This is a genomic window from Salmonella sp. SA14318 (assembly GCF_029866905.1).
GTDB lineage: Bacteria > Pseudomonadota > Gammaproteobacteria > Enterobacterales > Enterobacteriaceae > Salmonella > Salmonella enterica.
Genome location: NZ_CP123282.1, coordinates 629,969 through 646,576 on the forward strand (window position 1 = coordinate 629,969; position 16,608 = coordinate 646,576).

The following is a 16,608-nucleotide window of genomic DNA, read 5'->3' on the forward strand; positions in this document are numbered from 1 at the left end:
ACATCGACGGAGGCACTACATGAATGAATTTCCGGTCGTTCTGGTCATTAATTGCGGATCATCTTCTATCAAATTCTCTGTATTGGATGTCGCTACCTGTGATGTTTTAATGGCGGGAATAGCAGATGGAATGAATACTGAAAACGCCTTTTTATCTATTAATGGCGATAAGCCGATAAACCTCGCGCACTCTAATTATGAGGACGCGTTAAAAGCCATTGCCTTTGAGCTGGAAAAACGTGATTTAACGGATAGCGTGGCATTAATTGGCCACCGTATCGCGCACGGCGGAGAGCTATTTACGCAGTCCGTCATTATTACCGATGAGATTATCGATAATATTCGTCGGGTATCGCCTTTAGCGCCGCTGCATAATTACGCTAATTTAAGCGGCATTGACGCGGCGCGGCACCTTTTCCCGGCCGTGTGTCAGGTGGCGGTATTTGATACCAGTTTCCACCAGACGCTGGCGCCGGAAGCCTATTTATACGGATTGCCGTGGGAATATTTTTCCAGCCTGGGTGTGCGTCGCTACGGCTTTCACGGTACGTCGCATCGCTATGTTTCGCGGCGCGCGTATGAACTGCTTGACCTCGATGAAAAAAACTCGGGTCTGATTGTCGCGCATCTGGGCAATGGGGCGTCTATCTGCGCGGTACGCAATGGTCAGAGCGTGGATACCTCAATGGGGATGACGCCGCTTGAGGGGCTGATGATGGGCACTCGCAGCGGCGACGTTGATTTCGGCGCGATGGCGTGGATAGCCAAAGAAACCGGGCAGACGTTGAGCGATCTGGAGCGAGTGGTGAATAAAGAGTCCGGTTTGCTCGGCATCTCCGGTTTGTCATCCGACCTTAGAGTCCTGGAAAAAGCCTGGCACGAAGGACATGAGCGCGCCCGGTTAGCGATAAAAACGTTTGTCCACCGTATCGCCCGTCACATTGCCGGACACGCGGCATCGTTACATCGGCTGGATGGCATTATTTTTACCGGCGGTATTGGTGAAAATTCAGTATTAATTCGCCAGTTGGTCATTGAACATCTGGGCGTGCTGGGGCTTACGTTAGACGTTGAAATGAATAAGCAGCCGAATTCTCACGGCGAGCGCATTATTTCCGCTAACCCTTCTCAGGTTATTTGCGCTGTTATTCCCACGAATGAAGAGAAAATGATTGCCCTTGATGCCATTCATTTAGGCAACGTGAAAGCACCAGTGGAATTTGCATAACTTAACGGCTGTTCTGTAGAGAGATTATTTTTCATGAAGGTAAATATCGATACCAGCGATATGCTGTATGCCGAAGCATGGCGTGATTTTAAAGGTACGGACTGGAAAGAAGAAATTAATGTCCGTGATTTTATTCAGCATAACTATACGCCCTATGAGGGGGATGAATCTTTTCTCGCCGACGCGACGCCAGCGACCACGGCGTTGTGGGAAAAGGTGATGGCGGGAATACGTATCGAGAACGCGACCCATGCGCCGGTGGATTTCGATACCAACATCGCGACGACGATTACCGCGCACGATGCGGGGTATATTGAAAAAGAGCTGGAAAAAATCGTCGGTTTACAAACGGATAAGCCGCTTAAACGCGCTTTGCATCCGTTTGGCGGCGTTAACATGATCAAAAGTTCATTCCACGCTTATGGCCGCGAAATGGACGCCGATTTTGAATATACCTTTACCGACCTGCGGAAAACCCATAATCAGGGCGTATTCGATGTTTACTCGCCGGATATGCTGCGCTGCCGTAAATCCGGCGTATTAACCGGTTTGCCGGATGGTTATGGTCGCGGGCGCATTATTGGCGATTATCGTCGTGTCGCGCTGTATGGCATCCGTTATCTGGTGCGCGAACGCGAGCTGCAATTCGCCGATCTGCAGTCGAATCTGGAGCAGGGACAGAATCTTGAGGCGACGATTCGCCTGCGTGAGGAGTTGGCGGAGCATCGTCGCGCGCTGCTGCAAATGCAGGAGATGGCGGCGAAATACGGCTATGATATCTCCCGCCCGGCGCGGAACGCGCAGGAAGCGGTACAGTGGCTCTACTTCGCTTATCTGGCGGCGGTAAAATCGCAAAATGGCGGTGCAATGTCGCTGGGAAGAACCGCCTCGTTCCTTGATATCTACATTGAGCGCGATTTCAACGCGGGCCTTCTGACAGAGCAGCAGGCGCAGGAACTGATCGACCATTTCATCATGAAGATCCGCATGGTGCGCTTCCTGCGCACGCCGGAATTTGATTCGCTCTTTTCCGGCGATCCGATCTGGGCCACCGAAGTTATTGGCGGGATGGGGTTCGATGGCCGCACGCTGGTGACGAAGAACTCCTTCCGTTATCTGCATACCCTGCACACGATGGGGCCAGCGCCGGAGCCGAACCTGACCATACTGTGGTCTGAAGCGTTGCCGGTGGCATTCAAAAAATATGCTGCGCAGGTCTCCATCGTGACCTCATCTTTGCAGTATGAAAACGACGATTTAATGCGTACCGACTTTAACAGCGACGATTACGCCATCGCTTGTTGCGTCAGCCCGATGGTCATCGGTAAGCAGATGCAGTTCTTCGGAGCGCGCGCCAACCTTGCCAAAACGTTGCTGTACGCTATCAATGGCGGCGTTGATGAGAAACTGAAAATCCAGGTTGGGCCGAAAACCGCGCCGTTAACGGATGAGGTGCTGGATTACGACACGGTAATGGAGAGCCTCGACCATTTTATGGACTGGCTGGCGGTGCAGTACATTAGCGCGCTGAACATCATTCACTACATGCACGATAAGTACAGCTATGAAGCTTCGCTGATGGCGCTGCACGACCGTGATGTGTATCGGACGATGGCGTGCGGCATCGCCGGACTGTCGGTGGCGGCGGATTCCCTGTCCGCCATCAGGTACGCTCAGGTGAAGCCGATCCGCGACGAAAACGGCCTTGCCATCGACTTTGCTATTGAAGGCGAGTATCCGCAGTACGGCAACAACGATGAGCGCGTGGACAGCATCGCCTGCGACCTGGTGAAACGCTTTATGCAAAAAATTAGCGTGTTGCCGACGTATCGCAATGCGGTGCCGACGCAGTCCATTTTGACCATCACCTCGAACGTCGTGTACGGGCAGAAGACTGGCAATACGCCGGATGGACGCCGCGCCGGAACGCCGTTCGCGCCGGGGGCGAACCCGATGCACGGTCGTGACCGCAAAGGAGCGGTAGCCTCGCTGACGTCGGTGGCGAAACTGCCGTTTACCTACGCCAAAGACGGTATTTCGTACACCTTCTCGATTGTGCCTGCGGCGCTCGGGAAAGAAGATGCGGTGCGGAAAACCAATCTGGTCGGCCTGCTGGACGGCTATTTCCATCATGAAGCACAGGTAGAAGGCGGGCAGCATCTGAACGTCAATGTCATGAACCGTGAAATGTTGCTGGATGCGATTGAACATCCGGAAAACTACCCGAACCTGACGATCCGCGTTTCCGGCTATGCTGTGCGCTTCAATGCGCTGACTCGTGAGCAGCAACAGGACGTTATTTCGCGCACCTTTACTCAGGCGATGTAACGTGAACGGGGCGATCGTGTGGATCGCCCCGCGACGGATCTTCACTGAACGGTAATCTTAGGGGGAGATATGATTAGCGCATTTGATATTTTTAAGATTGGCATTGGACCTTCAAGCTCCCATACCGTAGGGCCAATGAATGCAGGAATATGTTTTATCGATCGGCTGATCGACAGCGGCGACCTGCCGCGAACGACGCGCATCACGGTTGATCTTTACGGATCGCTATCGCTGACGGGCAAAGGCCACGCGACCGATACCGCCATCATTATGGGCCTGGCGGGCAATACGCCGCAGGATGTCAATATTGATAGCATTCCGGCGTTTATCCAGGAGGTTGCCCGCAGCAGCCGTTTATCGGTGGCGGGTGGCGCGCATGTGGTGGATTTTCCCGTCGCCGACAGTATTCTCTTTCACGCTGAAACCCTGGCGCGCCATGAAAACGGTATGCGAATTACCGCCTGGCACGGGCAAACGCCGCTTTTACACAAAACGTATTACTCTATTGGCGGCGGCTTTATTGTCGAAGAGGAACGCTTTGGCCAGTCGCACGACGTAGAAAAATCGGTGCCGTATGATTTTCATTCCGCCAGCGAACTGTTGACGCTGTGTGAAAGGCAGGGGCTCTCGGTTTCCGGCCTGATGATGCAAAATGAACTGGCGTTGCGGAGCAAAGAGCAGATTGACGCTGGCTTTGCCCGCATCTGGCAGGTGATGGCGACCGGAATTGAACGTGGCATGAATACTGAGGGCGTGCTGCCGGGGCCGCTGAACGTTCCACGCCGCGCGGTAGCGTTACGGCGTCTGCTGGTCTCCAGCGATAATCTCTCCCGCGATCCGATGAACGTCATCGACTGGATTAACATGTTCGCCCTGGCCGTGAGCGAAGAGAACGCGGCGGGCGGGCGAGTGGTCACCGCGCCGACCAACGGCGCGTGCGGCATTATTCCTGCGGTGCTGGCCTATTACGACAAATTCCGTCGTCCGGTCAATGCCAACTCTATCGCCCGCTATCTGCTGTCGGCGGGGGCGATTGGCATGCTGTACAAGATGAACGCCTCGATATCCGGCGCGGAAGTGGGGTGTCAGGGTGAGGTTGGCGTCGCGTGTTCGATGGCGGCGGCGGGGCTGACAGAACTGCTGGGCGGCAGCCCGGCGCAGGTCTGTATTGCGGCGGAAATTGCGATGGAGCATAACCTTGGCCTCACCTGTGACCCGGTGGCGGGTCAGGTACAAATCCCTTGTATTGAACGTAATGCGATTAACGCCGTTAAAGCGGTAAATGCGGCGCGAATGGCGCTACGCCGTACCTCTGAACCGCGGGTTTCGCTCGATAAAGTGATCGAAACCATGTACGAAACGGGTAAAGACATGAACGACAAATATCGCGAGACGTCGCGCGGCGGTCTGGCGATTAAAGTCGTTTGTGGATAGGCCCGACAGGCGCAGAGTGAGCAGGCTATGGGATAACGCAGAAGACAGAAGCTGAGAAAAGGGCGCACTAAAGTGCGCCCTTTTTTGTTGTGATGTGCGTCAAATAGAGAAAATAACAACATTAAACCAATAGTAAATAGAAAAGAATTCTTAACCCACAAGAAATACAGGTGTTTTATTGGTAAGTTTTTCTCTTATCGTGCGCGTATGATTTTCTTATTACAAGAAAGTACCTGCACCTCACGTTCTGCATATCGCCTTGCTGCGGCACGAAAAATAAAAAAACCTCTACCTACACATTGAGCGAGAATTTTATGGAATCGGCTAGTAATACCAGCGTAATCCTCGACGCATCAGCCCCGGCGCGTCGGGCAGGGATGACAGAAAGCGAATGGCGTGAAGCCATCAAATTTGATAGTACCGACACCGGCTGGGTCATTATGAGTATCGGGATGGCGATCGGCGCAGGGATCGTTTTTCTTCCTGTCCAGGTTGGCCTGATGGGACTTTGGGTCTTTTTACTCTCTTCTATTATTGGTTATCCGGCCATGTACCTGTTCCAGCGGCTGTTTATTAATACGCTGGCGGAATCCCCGGAATGTAAAGACTACCCCAGCGTGATCAGCGGCTATCTGGGCAAAAACTGGGGTATTTTATTAGGCGCGCTGTACTTTGTGATGCTCGTCATCTGGATGTTCGTCTATTCTACGGCGATTACTAACGACAGCGCCTCTTATCTGCATACTTTCGGCGTAACGGAAGGATTACTTTCCGATAGTCCATTTTATGGTCTGGTGCTGATCTGCATCCTGGTGGCGATTTCCTCACGCGGTGAAAAATTACTGTTCAAAATCTCCACCGGCATGGTGCTGACCAAGCTACTGGTAGTGGCGGCGCTGGGCGTCTCTATGGTGGGTATGTGGCATCTGTATAACATTGGCGCGCTGCCGCCGATGGCCCTGCTGATTAAAAACGCCATTATTACCCTGCCATTTACGCTGACCTCGATTTTGTTTATCCAGACGTTAAGCCCAATGGTGATCTCTTACCGTTCACGCGAAAAATCTATTGAGGTCGCACGTCATAAAGCGCTGCGCGCCATGAATATCGCGTTTGGCGTCCTGTTCGTTACCGTCTTTTTCTATGCGGTTTCCTTCACCCTGGCGATGGGGCATGACGAAGCGGTGAAAGCCTATGAGCAGAATATTTCCGCCCTGGCGATCGCCGCGCAATTTATTAGCGGCGATGGCGCTGGCTGGGTCAAAGTGGTTAGCGTAATTCTGAACATCTTTGCCGTCATGACCGCCTTCTTTGGCGTTTACTTAGGATTCCGCGAAGCGACGCAAGGCATTGTGATGAATATCCTGCGCCGCAAAATGCCCGCCGAGAAGATTAAGGAAAATCTGGTACAGCGCGGCATTATGATTTTCGCTATTTTGCTGGCCTGGAGCGCCATTGTGCTCAACGCGCCGGTACTGAGCTTCACCTCTATTTGTAGCCCTATCTTCGGTATGGTGGGCTGTTTAATTCCGGCATGGTTGGTCTACAAGGTTCCCGCATTGCACAAATATAAAGGCGCTTCGTTGTACCTGATTATTATTACCGGTCTGCTGCTATGCGTTTCTCCGTTCCTGGCATTCTCTTGATATACCTGAGATTAAGGTTGTTGTTATGTTTGAATCTAAAATAAATCCATTGTGGCAAAGTTTTATCCTGGCCGTACAGGAAGAAGTAAAACCGGCGCTGGGGTGTACTGAGCCAATTTCACTGGCGCTGGCAGCAGCGGCGGCGGCGGCTGAACTTGACGGCACAGTTGAACGCATTGACGCGTGGGTTTCGCCTAATCTGATGAAAAATGGTATGGGCGTTACCGTTCCAGGAACGGGAATGGTAGGGCTACCGATCGCCGCGGCGCTTGGTGCGTTGGGTGGTGATGCGAAAGCCGGGTTGGAGGTGTTAAAAGACGCTTCCGCTAAAGCCGTTGCCGATGCAAAAGCGATGCTGGCCGCCGGACATGTTGCAGTGATGTTGCAGGAGCCATGTAACGATATCCTGTTTTCACGGGCGAAAGTGTATAGCGGCGATAGCTGGGCATGTGTCACGATCGTCGGCGATCATACAAATATTGTGCGGATAGAAACCGACAAGGGCGTGGTATTTACCCAGGCCGATAATGCGCAGGAAGAAGAAAAAACCTCGCCACTGGGAGTGCTGTCTCATACCTCGCTGGAAGAGATCCTGGCGTTTGTGAATGCGGTGCCCTTTGACGCTATCCGCTTTATTCTGGATGCGGCCAGGCTAAACGGCGCGTTGTCGCAGGAGGGCTTGCGTGGTTCCTGGGGGCTGCATATTGGTTCGACGCTGGCCAAACAGTGCGATCGCGGTCTGCTGGCGAAAGATCTCTCCACGGCGATTTTGATCCGTACCAGCGCGGCGTCAGACGCCAGAATGGGCGGCGCCACGTTGCCCGCGATGAGCAACTCCGGCTCCGGCAACCAGGGGATTACCGCCACGGTGCCAGTCATGGTGGTTGCTGAACATGTCGGCGCCGATGACGAGCGCCTGGCGCGCGCGCTAATGTTATCGCATTTGAGCGCTATCTATATTCACCATCAGCTTCCGCGTTTGTCGGCGCTGTGCGCGGCAACTACGGCGGCGATGGGCGCGGCAGCGGGTATGGCGTGGCTGATAGATGGTCGTTACGACACTATCGCAATGGCTATCAGCAGTATGATTGGTGATGTCAGCGGGATGATTTGCGATGGCGCGTCGAATAGCTGTGCGATGAAAGTCTCTACCAGCGCGTCGGCGGCGTGGAAAGCCGTACTGATGGCGTTGGATGATACGGCGGTGACCGGAAACGAAGGGATTGTGGCGCACAATGTCGAACAATCTATTGCGAATTTGTGTTCGCTGGCGTGTCGCTCAATGCAGCAGACAGACAAGCAGATCATCGAGATTATGGCCAGTAAAGCGCATTAATAATCACGCCCCGGCATGTCGTCGGGGCAGCGTGTTGCCCGATGGCGCTGCGCTTATCGGGTCTATCTGTTATCAGCCGGATCGGGCGCTTGCGTCGCCATCCGGCATGATTTCAGGCTGCGGCCTCTTCTTCTGCCAGCCGGGCTTCGGCGTCCGCCACGATGGCTTCCAGTTCGGTTAGCATCTCTTCATAGCCCAGCGGCACAGCGGCGCTCATCGCCTCCTGTACGGCAGGTTTTACCACGGGCTGACGTTTCTTCGCCGATTTTTTGCTCATCTTGTGACTCCTTTTCTGGCTGACTACACCGGTAAATCTACCAGTAATGCGCGCAGCGGCGTATCGGCAACCAGCGTAATGTTAGGTTCATCACGAATAAATGCGCCATCTCCGCAGGTTAACGCCTCGCGTTCTTCGTTGTGCGTCATCGCGTGGAACGTACCGTGAATCGACTGCAAATAGGCGCGCGGCCCGTGAAGCTGGAAATTAAGCGATTCGCCTTTCTCCAGCGTAATATGATGTACCCAGACCTGTTGGCGCAGTTGTAAGCTGTTTTGCTCACCGTCGGGCGAGGCAAGAAGCTGTTGTTGCGCCGCCAGGAGTGGGATTTTTTGTACCAGCGTGTTTTCCCGTTCAGGACAGGCGTCAAGCCACAGTTGCATTCGGGTTAACGGCTTAACTTTGCTGAGATTATGTTCGCTGTAGCTAATGCCCGGCTGCGCGGCAAGCAGTAACGCTTCGCCCGCTTTAGCCTGTACATGGTTGCCGTCGCTGTCGCGGTATTCCGCTTCGCCGTCCAGAATCAGGTTTAAAATATCCACCTTTGGATAAGTTCGAGGCTGAAAAGAGGCGCCCGGCGCCAGCACTTCCTGGTTCAGTACGCGCAACGACGCGTAGCCCAGCAGTGTAGGGTCGAAATAGTGTCCAAAGGAGAAGGTATAGCGGGCCTGTAGCCATCCGTAGTCTGCCTGTCCACATTGTTTGGCGGTTCGGGTCGTAATCATCGTTATTAACCTCTCTTTACTTCCTTTTATGTTAAGGGGCTGGACGCTGCATTGTTAGCCAGATATTCTGCCCGGTATGTTCAAATTTCCTGAATGAGAACGTTATGGCTAAAGAGAGAGCGCTGACGCTTGAAGCATTGCGTGTGATGGACGCCATTGACCGCCGGGGCAGTTTTGCCGCAGCGGCTGATGAGTTGGGGCGGGTGCCCTCTGCGCTGAGTTACACCATGCAGAAGCTGGAAGAAGAGTTGGACGTTGTACTGTTCGATCGCTCCGGCCATCGTACAAAATTCACCAACGTCGGACGTATGCTGCTGGAACGCGGGCGGGTATTGCTGGAAGCGGCAGACAAGTTAACGACGGATGCTGAAGCGTTGGCCCGCGGTTGGGAAACGCATCTGACGCTGGTCACTGAAGCTCTGGTACCGACGCCTGCTTTTTTTCCGCTGATCGACCGGCTGGCCGCTAAAGCCAATACGCAGCTTTCATTGATTACCGAAGTACTGGCTGGCGCATGGGAGCGGCTTGAGCAGGGACGGGCGGATATCGTTATCGCCCCGGATATGCATTTTCGATCGTCGTCGGAAATTAACTCCCGTAAGTTGTATACGTTAATGAATGTGTATGTCGCCGCGCCTGACCACCCTATTCATCAGGAGCCGGAGCCGCTTTCGGAAGTGACGCGGGTTAAATACCGCGGCGTAGCGGTAGCGGATACCGCGCGCGAGCGGCCGGTATTAACGGTGCAACTGCTGGATAAGCAGCCACGTCTGACGGTAAGCACGATTGAAGATAAACGTCAGGCGCTGTTGGCCGGGCTTGGCGTCGCGACTATGCCATATTCGATGGTGGAACAGGATATTGCCGAAGGGCGGCTACGCGTGGTCAGCCCGGAATCGACCAGCGAAATCGATATTATTATGGCCTGGCGGCGCGACAGTATGGGGGAGGCAAAAGCCTGGTGCCTGCGGGAAATACCTAAGCTATTCGCCGGAAAATAAATAGCGCGCGGCGCTTTAAAAGCGGCGCCGCGCCGCCATCAGGAAAAACGTTTCGGATCGGGGCCGAAGCGGTTGTCGCCCGGCGTACCATTCTGGCAGTTGAACGCGATGATGATAAGCCAGCCGATAATGGGGATAAGTAGCAACAGTAGCCACCATGCGGAGCGGTCAGTGTCATGCAGACGACGGAACTGCACGGCCCACCACGGTAAAAAGATCAGAACGCCGTAAATGGTGGTCAGAACGCCTTCACCCCCGGCGCGTTGCCAGCCAAGCATGGCGTCCAGCAGGCCCAACACAAAGGTAAAGATGATATTGACCAGAATAAACATCCAGTACTCTTTGCGTCGCGCGCGGCCGCCAAATCCCAGATAATTTTTTAAAACCTTTAAATACCAATCCATTTTCGCCTCAATAATGGTTCAATCACTTGTTTTTAAAGTAATCAAACTAAGAATAGCCGCGAATGAAATGTTGGTAAATATTTGTGGTATTTATTAATAAGGCGTCCCGGAGGACGCCTGAAATTAGCCAAAGCGTACGTCGCGCCCGTGAGGTTCGAGCAGATCCTGCCACGGTCCGATGGAAATGATACCCGTGGGGTTAATCGTTTTATGGCTACGGAAATAGTGGTGACGAATATGGTCCATATTAACGGTTTCAGCAATGCCCGGTATTTGATAGATATCGCGCAGGAAACCGTACAGATTCAGGTAGTCGCTGATTCGGTATTTGTCGCATTTGAAATGAGTCACGTAAACCGGATCAAAGCGTACCAGGGTCGTCCATAAGCGGATATCCGCCTCGGTCAACTGGTCGCCCGTCAGATAGCGGTGCTGTCCGAGAATCTGTTCCAGGCGCGCCAGCGCAGTAAATACCTTTTCTACCGCTTCATCATACGCTTGCTGGCTGGTGGCGAAGCCTGCTTTATAAACGCCGTTATTAACGTTGTCATAAATCCAGCCGTTTAACTCGTCAATTTTGCTTTGCAGCGCGGGGGGATAGTAATCCCCGGCTTTAGCGCCCAGCCCATCGAAGGCGGAGTTAAACATACGAATGATTTCGGCGGACTCGTTGCTGACGATAGTATGATTTTTTTTATCCCATAAGACCGGTACGGTGACGCGGCCGCTGTAGTGTGGATCGGCGTGCAGATACAACTGGTAGAGAAATTCATGCTGATAGAGGGTATCGCCGGTGGCCGCCGGAAAAGTATCATCAAACGTCCAGCCGTTTTCCAGCATCAATGGATTCACGACGGAAACCGGAATAAACGGCTCCAGACCTTTCAGTTTACGGAAAATGAGCGTGCGATGCGCCCAGGGGCAGGCAAGGGAAACGTACAGATGGTAACGATCTTTTTCTGCGGCGAATCCGCCTTCGCCGGAAGGTCCGGGCGCGCCGTCAGCGGTAAGCCAGTTGCGGAAAGCCGACGCTGAACGCTGAAATTTCCCCCCGGAAGATTTGGTGTCATACCAGGTGTCGTGCCAGACGCCATCGATCAGTTGTCCCATGTCTCTCTCCTTCAGATGACAAAAGCGAGGCGCTATTCCCTCGCTTTTTTAATTGAGTATAGATTGCTTACCACTTTTTATTCAGCAGACGGTCAAGGCTGAACGCGCCAGGCCCGGTTAACGCCAGTAATAAGAATCCGCCGGCAATGGTCAGGTTTTTCATAAACATCAGCGAGTTTACACCTTCTGCAAAATTGCTATGGAAGATCAATGCCGTCAGCAACGTAAAACCAGCGGTAAAAATCGCAGTGGTGCGGGTGAGGAACCCCAGCAGAATCGCCAGACCGCCGCCGAACTCAAGCAGTATGGTGAGCGGCAGCAGGAATCCTGGTACGCCCATCGCTTCCATATACTGTTGTGTGCCCGCATAGCCGCTAATTTTTCCCCATCCTGCGGTAATAAACAGAACTGGCATTAAAATACGCGCTATCAGTACACCAACATCTTCTAATTTTTTCATTTTATTCTCCAGGAGGCCGATTCGGCTGCTGCTGCTATTTTCATGAGCAATGGCGCGGTTTAGCGCGTCATTGTTATCGCTGGAGAGAATCATAAACGTGGCGTACAGGAATTGTTAGCAAGGAAAATTGCCAGATTTTTTCAAAAAATTTGAGTGATTGATAAAGAGACGATATGCATAAAAGTATCGCGCCACCAGGTGTAATCGGGCGATAACCTGATGGCGCGATGCTATAAAAGAAAAGATATTAACCGCGGAGCTGTTGTTGACGGAGGGTAGTTTTTACCAGGCGCCAGGCGCTCCAGATACCCAGGCCGCGTTTCGCCCAGCGTACCAACATATTAGGATGACGGATGGTCCAGATGGCCATTACGCTGCTACCGACCAGCGCCCAGGAGCGCAGGCTTAACACCGTATTCCAGCCGCGATCGTACGCACCGGTGGTCTCCAGCCAGTCGCGACGGCTGGCGGACAGATCCAGCCGTTGCTGCTGGATCTGACTGAGAAGCAGCGCTTTACGTTTTTCGCGTTCGCCTTTGCTGCTCACGACTGATCGTCCTCCAGAATTTGCCGATCGTTAGCCAGTTCGTGCCGCGTATGGCGCAATAGCGTGGACTGACGCGCTTTGCGCAAAGTCCAGATGCCGCCGATTAGCGCAAGCACTAACAGCACAACAGTGGTAGCGATCATCGCGTTCAAACGGTACTGAGGATCGATAGCCCAGATGACCAAAACCATCAGGCTCATTAAGCCAAACGCCGCGAAGAGCATGGTAAGGCCTACCATCAGCAAAAGCTGAAAGAGGTTCGCTTTCTCTTCTTCCAGTTCTACTACCGCCAGTCGCAGCCGGGTTTCCACCATCTCAACGATAATGGTGACAATCCGCTGCCCGATACCCAGTACGCTTTTGCCTGGTCCTTGTGCCTGTCGAGAGTCCGCCATAATTAACGACGCGTCAGCAGTACGCCCAACACCAGACCGACAGCGGCGCCAATGCCTACGCCTGTCCAGGGATTTTCGCGCACATAATCATCGGCACGGGCGGCGGCGACGCGAGTCTGTTTGGCAATCACATCACCCGTTTCGCCCAGGCGGTAACGGCTCTCTTTCAGCGCGCGCTCGGCTTTGCTACGAATCTTACTCAACTCTTCTTTCGACTTTTCGCCCGAAGAGCTCAGCACTTCTTCAAGCGTATCGGTCAGGGATTTCAACTCAGCGCGCAGATGTTCCGTAGTGTTATCTTTCGACATAGTTTTCTCCAGGTGAGTGAGTATTTACATTCGGCGTTAATTTAGTAGTCTCTGGCCTCAAGTTTTTTTAGCTCATCCTGAGCCTCGGCCAGCTTACGTTCACGTTTGTCTATTTTATCCGCATCGCCTTTTGCTTTTGCCTCGGCTAAATCACGTTGGCGTTCGGCTACCTCTTCTTTTTGCTCAGCGATCTTTTTCTGATGCTCGGCGCGCAGCTTGCTGTCAGTACAATTGGCGCGTACTTCGCTGAGCGCCTTGTTCAGACCCTCAATACGGCGCTGATTGTTGTGCTTTTCAGCGTAGCTAATTTCCTTTTGTATATCCTGCTCTTTTTCCTGACAAAGCGAATTAGCGTAGCTACCGGCGCTAAGTGTAAAAAGCGTGATAGCCAAAGCGATGCGGTATTTCATTCCTGAACTTTCCCTTATGTTCGGACCCGTTGTCCGGGGCGGTGATCCCGATAATAACGCGGTGGGTTAAACACCGCTTTATTAATCATAGTCATTAAACAATGAAATCACCAAAGTGAGTGATATGATTCGGATTCCTGGAGATTAGCCAAAGCGGTGTGAGCTTTCCCGTAAGCGGGACAGCCACTGTACCGTTTCGTTGTCATCGTCCTGCTGAGCGACGACATAACCGTGTGGTAACGTTTGATCAAGCACTGTTTTTGCTGCGGCGCTTTGCGCAGGGGAATCGAAGGTAATGAGCAACATGTCATTTTTAGGCGTAATGCTTTTAAAATGAATGCCGTTCGCATCCAGATGATGCAGAACTGAGAAGCCGTCTGGCATACTGGCGCCCTGGTTAACCGCGCGAATGGCCAGCGTCGACTCTTGCTGACGCAGCGTTGACCACGTCATCATGAGTATGGTCAGCATCAGTAGAAAAGCGCTGATCCAAATAAGTTGTCGGGCAGTTATGCGTGGTTTAAGCATAAGTTATCCCCGGCTCCCATACTTCTTTTTCCACAGCATGACCAGTGAACCCGCCAGGCCAAAAAAGAGCAGCACCACGGGCAGCAGCATCAGGCATGACATTAACTGATCTTCATACTTCATAAAGACGGGCGTTTTGCCCAGCAGATAGCCCAGCGACGTCAGGATAAGCACCCACAACAAGCCGCTCATCCAGTTGAAGAACTGAAAGCGCGCGTTATTCAGGCCGGATATGCCGGCAATGGTGGGCAGCAGCGTTCTGACAAACGCGATAAAACGGCCTATCAATAGTGCCGACAGGCCGTGTTTATGGAAAAGGTGATGGGCGCGTTGATGATAATGTGCGGGGAGATGAGAGAGCCAGTTTTGCACGGTGCGGGTATTCCCCAGCCAGCGGCCCTGAATATAGCTCACCCAGCAACCCAGGCTGGCCGCGACGGTAAGCAGCAAAATGGTTTGTGGAAAACCCATCGCGCCTTTGGCGATCAGCACGCCGACCAGGATCAACAGGCTGTCGCCAGGCAAAAAGGCGGCAGGGAGCAGCCCATTTTCCAGAAACAAAATCATAAATAACACAAAATATAACATGCCAATCATGGAAGGATTGGCCAGTGTTTCAAAGTCCTGAGCCCACAGGGCATTCAGCAATTGAGTCAGTAGTTCCATTCAGTATTCCTGGAGAATCGGTTAACGTCACGCCGGTGATCTGAGGTTTGCACTGCCGCAACAGAGTTGGAGTTTTTATCAGCGTTGCGGAAACGGCAAATTCGCGGCCTGAACTATTCCTTGTCAAGTTGTGAAGTAAGCAAGCACTAACACACAAAAATTCAAAATGCATCTAATTGTAACAAAGGTCAACGAAGTCCGTTATAGAAATTACGCGTCGTTGAGCTTTGATTTTGCTTATCGCAAGGGAGGGTGGCGAGAGGATTTACACAGGCTGACACTTTATACTTTACGCTGACCGAGCGCCGCGGCAGACGCCATCTACATATAACGTTACGCGAGGATATTGCGTGTGGATATAAATTCGCTTTACGTCACAGCCTACGGATTGGGAGATTCAGATCTATCGTTACGCCGGATGGCATACGCCATCCGGCATCGATAATCACTTAGCTACGCAAGGCGTTATTCGCCAGACGTTCGTCCTCTGCCTGGCAGGCTGCCGCAGTGAACAGAACATCGGTAGATGAGTTCAGCGCCGTTTCACACGAATCCTGCAATACGCCGATAATAAAGCCGACCGCTACTACCTGCATCGCGATATCGTTCGGGATGCCAAACATGTTGCACGCCAGCGGGATCAGCAGCAATGAACCGCCTGCCACGCCGGAGGCGCCGCAAGCACACAGCGAGGCCACCACGCTCAGCAGCAACGCTGTAGGCAGATCCACCGGGACGCCTAACGTATGGACTGCCGCCAACGTCAGAACCGTAATGGTAATTGCCGCGCCGGCCATATTGATAGTGGCGCCCAGCGGAATGGAAACGGAGTAAGTATCCCTGTCCAGATTCAGCTTTTCGCACAGCGCCATATTCACTGGAATATTGGCGGCAGAGCTGCGGGTAAAGAAGGCATAAACGCCGCTTTCACGCAGGCAGGCGAACACCAGCGGATAAGGGTTGCGACGAATTTTCCAGAATACCAACAGCGGGTTGACCACCAGCGCGACCAGCAGCATACAGCCAATCAAGACGACCAGCAGGTGCGCATAGCCCCACAGGGTGGAGAAGCCGGTGGTTGCAAGCGTTGATGAAACCAGACCAAAAATACCGACTGGCGCGAAACGGATCACCAGTTTCACCATAAAGGTCACGGCGTTAGACATATCGTTCACGAGGTTTTTGGTGGTTTCATTACCATGACGCAGGGCAAATCCCAGACCGACGGCCCATACCAGAATCCCGATATAGTTAGCGTTCAGCAGCGCGTCGATGGGGTTCGACACCATGCTCATCAGCAGACCGCGCAGGACTTCTACAATGCCGGACGGCGGCACGATATCCTGGGCGCTACTGGACAGATGCAGGGTTGAAGGGAAGGCGAAGCTGAACACAACGGCCGCCAGCGCGGCTGAAAAGGTGCCTAGCAGGTAAAGAAAGAGAATAGGGCGAATATTGGTTTTTTGGCCGTGCTGGTGGTTGGCGATCGAGGCCATTACCAGCATCAGCACCAGAACGGGGGCGACCGCTTTTAAGGCGCCGACGAACAGGGTGCCAAGCAAGCCAACCGCTTCTGCCGCAGGCTTAGAAATCCATGCCAGTAAAATCCCCAGTACCAGACCCACTAAAATTTGTTTAACCAGACTGCCTTGCGCTAAACGCTGCAGTAGCCCTGATGCTCGTTGCGTAGCCATTTCATGTTCCTTGTATTGTGTTGCTGGTCATCCCCTGCACGCTCTTACGGCGCATCTTTCAGGATGTAACAAAGTGTTTGCCTGGTTGAGTATAAGGAAAGTTGAAGGTTC

18 protein-coding genes are annotated in these 16,608 nt (G+C 52.9%); 6 read left to right on the top strand and 12 right to left on the bottom strand.

Annotated features, from left to right (window positions below):
- Nucleotides 1–19: 19 nt before the first annotated feature.
- The 5 genes from tdcD (at nucleotide 20) to QEN32_RS03045 (ending at nucleotide 7,972) form a co-directional block, all read left to right on the top strand.
- Nucleotides 20–1,228 carry a propionate kinase gene (tdcD, locus tag QEN32_RS03025; RefSeq protein ID WP_023205496.1) on the top strand — a complete coding sequence of 403 codons (1,209 nt, stop codon included), beginning with the start codon at nucleotides 20–22 and terminating at the stop codon, nucleotides 1,226–1,228.
- Nucleotides 1,229–1,261: 33 nt separating this feature from the next.
- Nucleotides 1,262–3,556, top strand: coding sequence for a formate C-acetyltransferase (pflB, locus tag QEN32_RS03030; RefSeq protein ID WP_265321932.1), 2,295 nt, complete (start codon nucleotides 1,262–1,264; stop codon nucleotides 3,554–3,556).
- Between the two features lie 69 nt (nucleotides 3,557–3,625).
- Nucleotides 3,626–4,990 (top strand): L-serine ammonia-lyase, encoded by a 1,365-nt coding sequence (gene tdcG / locus QEN32_RS03035; protein WP_265321933.1) that lies wholly within the window; start codon nucleotides 3,626–3,628, stop codon nucleotides 4,988–4,990.
- Nucleotides 4,991–5,304: 314 nt separating this feature from the next.
- A complete protein-coding gene (locus QEN32_RS03040; protein WP_000443189.1) occupies nucleotides 5,305–6,636 on the top strand; it encodes an amino acid permease in 1,332 nt (443 codons plus the stop codon).
- Between the two features lie 25 nt (nucleotides 6,637–6,661).
- Nucleotides 6,662–7,972, top strand: coding sequence for a serine dehydratase subunit alpha family protein (locus tag QEN32_RS03045; RefSeq protein ID WP_000463070.1), 1,311 nt, complete (start codon nucleotides 6,662–6,664; stop codon nucleotides 7,970–7,972).
- A 112-nt stretch (nucleotides 7,973–8,084) separates the two neighbouring features.
- Here the strand turns inward: QEN32_RS03045 and QEN32_RS03050 are convergent, their stop codons facing one another.
- Nucleotides 8,085–8,249: a hypothetical protein gene (locus QEN32_RS03050; RefSeq protein WP_000039324.1), complete on the bottom strand. Its 165-nt coding sequence runs from the start codon at nucleotides 8,247–8,249 to the stop codon at nucleotides 8,085–8,087.
- Between the two features lie 23 nt (nucleotides 8,250–8,272).
- Nucleotides 8,273–8,974 carry a pirin family protein gene (locus QEN32_RS03055; RefSeq protein WP_000633554.1) on the bottom strand — a complete coding sequence of 234 codons (702 nt, stop codon included), beginning with the start codon at nucleotides 8,972–8,974 and terminating at the stop codon, nucleotides 8,273–8,275.
- Nucleotides 8,975–9,078: 104 nt separating this feature from the next.
- Here QEN32_RS03055 and yhaJ point away from each other — a divergent pair, with 104 nt between their 5' ends.
- Nucleotides 9,079–9,975, top strand: a complete 897-nt coding sequence (gene yhaJ / locus QEN32_RS03060) for a DNA-binding transcriptional regulator YhaJ (RefSeq protein WP_001041026.1) — start codon at nucleotides 9,079–9,081, stop codon at nucleotides 9,973–9,975.
- A 38-nt stretch (nucleotides 9,976–10,013) separates the two neighbouring features.
- On the opposite strand, the gene QEN32_RS03065 is transcribed toward yhaJ, so the two are convergent.
- From QEN32_RS03065 to sstT, 10 genes are all read right to left on the bottom strand, one after another.
- Complete coding sequence (locus QEN32_RS03065; RefSeq protein ID WP_000384139.1) at nucleotides 10,014–10,379, bottom strand: DUF805 domain-containing protein; 366 nt, start codon at nucleotides 10,377–10,379, stop codon at nucleotides 10,014–10,016.
- A 123-nt stretch (nucleotides 10,380–10,502) separates the two neighbouring features.
- Nucleotides 10,503–11,489: a glutathione S-transferase family protein gene (locus QEN32_RS03070; protein WP_023217464.1), complete on the bottom strand. Its 987-nt coding sequence runs from the start codon at nucleotides 11,487–11,489 to the stop codon at nucleotides 10,503–10,505.
- 67 nt (nucleotides 11,490–11,556) lie between these two features.
- Entirely contained in the window at nucleotides 11,557–11,949 is a 393-nt protein-coding gene (locus QEN32_RS03075) for a DoxX family protein (RefSeq protein ID WP_197400319.1), read from the bottom strand.
- Between the two features lie 247 nt (nucleotides 11,950–12,196).
- On the bottom strand, nucleotides 12,197–12,496 hold the full coding sequence (locus tag QEN32_RS03080) for a YqjK family protein (protein WP_000095496.1): 300 nt from the start codon (nucleotides 12,494–12,496) through the stop codon (nucleotides 12,197–12,199).
- Nucleotides 12,493–12,891 (bottom strand): phage holin family protein, encoded by a 399-nt coding sequence (locus tag QEN32_RS03085; protein ID WP_000785626.1) that lies wholly within the window; start codon nucleotides 12,889–12,891, stop codon nucleotides 12,493–12,495. The genes QEN32_RS03080 and QEN32_RS03085 overlap by 4 nt, the downstream gene beginning before the upstream one ends.
- 2 nt (nucleotides 12,892–12,893) lie before the next feature.
- On the bottom strand, nucleotides 12,894–13,199 hold the full coding sequence (locus QEN32_RS03090) for a YqjD family protein (protein WP_000031219.1): 306 nt from the start codon (nucleotides 13,197–13,199) through the stop codon (nucleotides 12,894–12,896).
- A 41-nt stretch (nucleotides 13,200–13,240) separates the two neighbouring features.
- The gene (locus tag QEN32_RS03095; RefSeq protein WP_000877297.1) at nucleotides 13,241–13,609 is read right to left on the bottom strand and encodes a DUF1090 domain-containing protein; all 369 of its coding nucleotides are present in this window, start codon (nucleotides 13,607–13,609) and stop codon (nucleotides 13,241–13,243) included.
- A 144-nt stretch (nucleotides 13,610–13,753) separates the two neighbouring features.
- Nucleotides 13,754–14,137, bottom strand: coding sequence for an EnvZ/OmpR regulon moderator MzrA (gene mzrA / locus QEN32_RS03100; protein WP_000917516.1), 384 nt, complete (start codon nucleotides 14,135–14,137; stop codon nucleotides 13,754–13,756).
- A 3-nt stretch (nucleotides 14,138–14,140) separates the two neighbouring features.
- Entirely contained in the window at nucleotides 14,141–14,803 is a 663-nt protein-coding gene (yqjA, locus tag QEN32_RS03105; protein WP_000422141.1) for a DedA family general envelope maintenance protein YqjA, read from the bottom strand.
- Between the two features lie 449 nt (nucleotides 14,804–15,252).
- Nucleotides 15,253–16,497 (bottom strand): serine/threonine transporter SstT, encoded by a 1,245-nt coding sequence (gene sstT, locus QEN32_RS03110; RefSeq protein WP_000235363.1) that lies wholly within the window; start codon nucleotides 16,495–16,497, stop codon nucleotides 15,253–15,255.
- Between the last annotated feature and the right edge of the window lie 111 nt (nucleotides 16,498–16,608).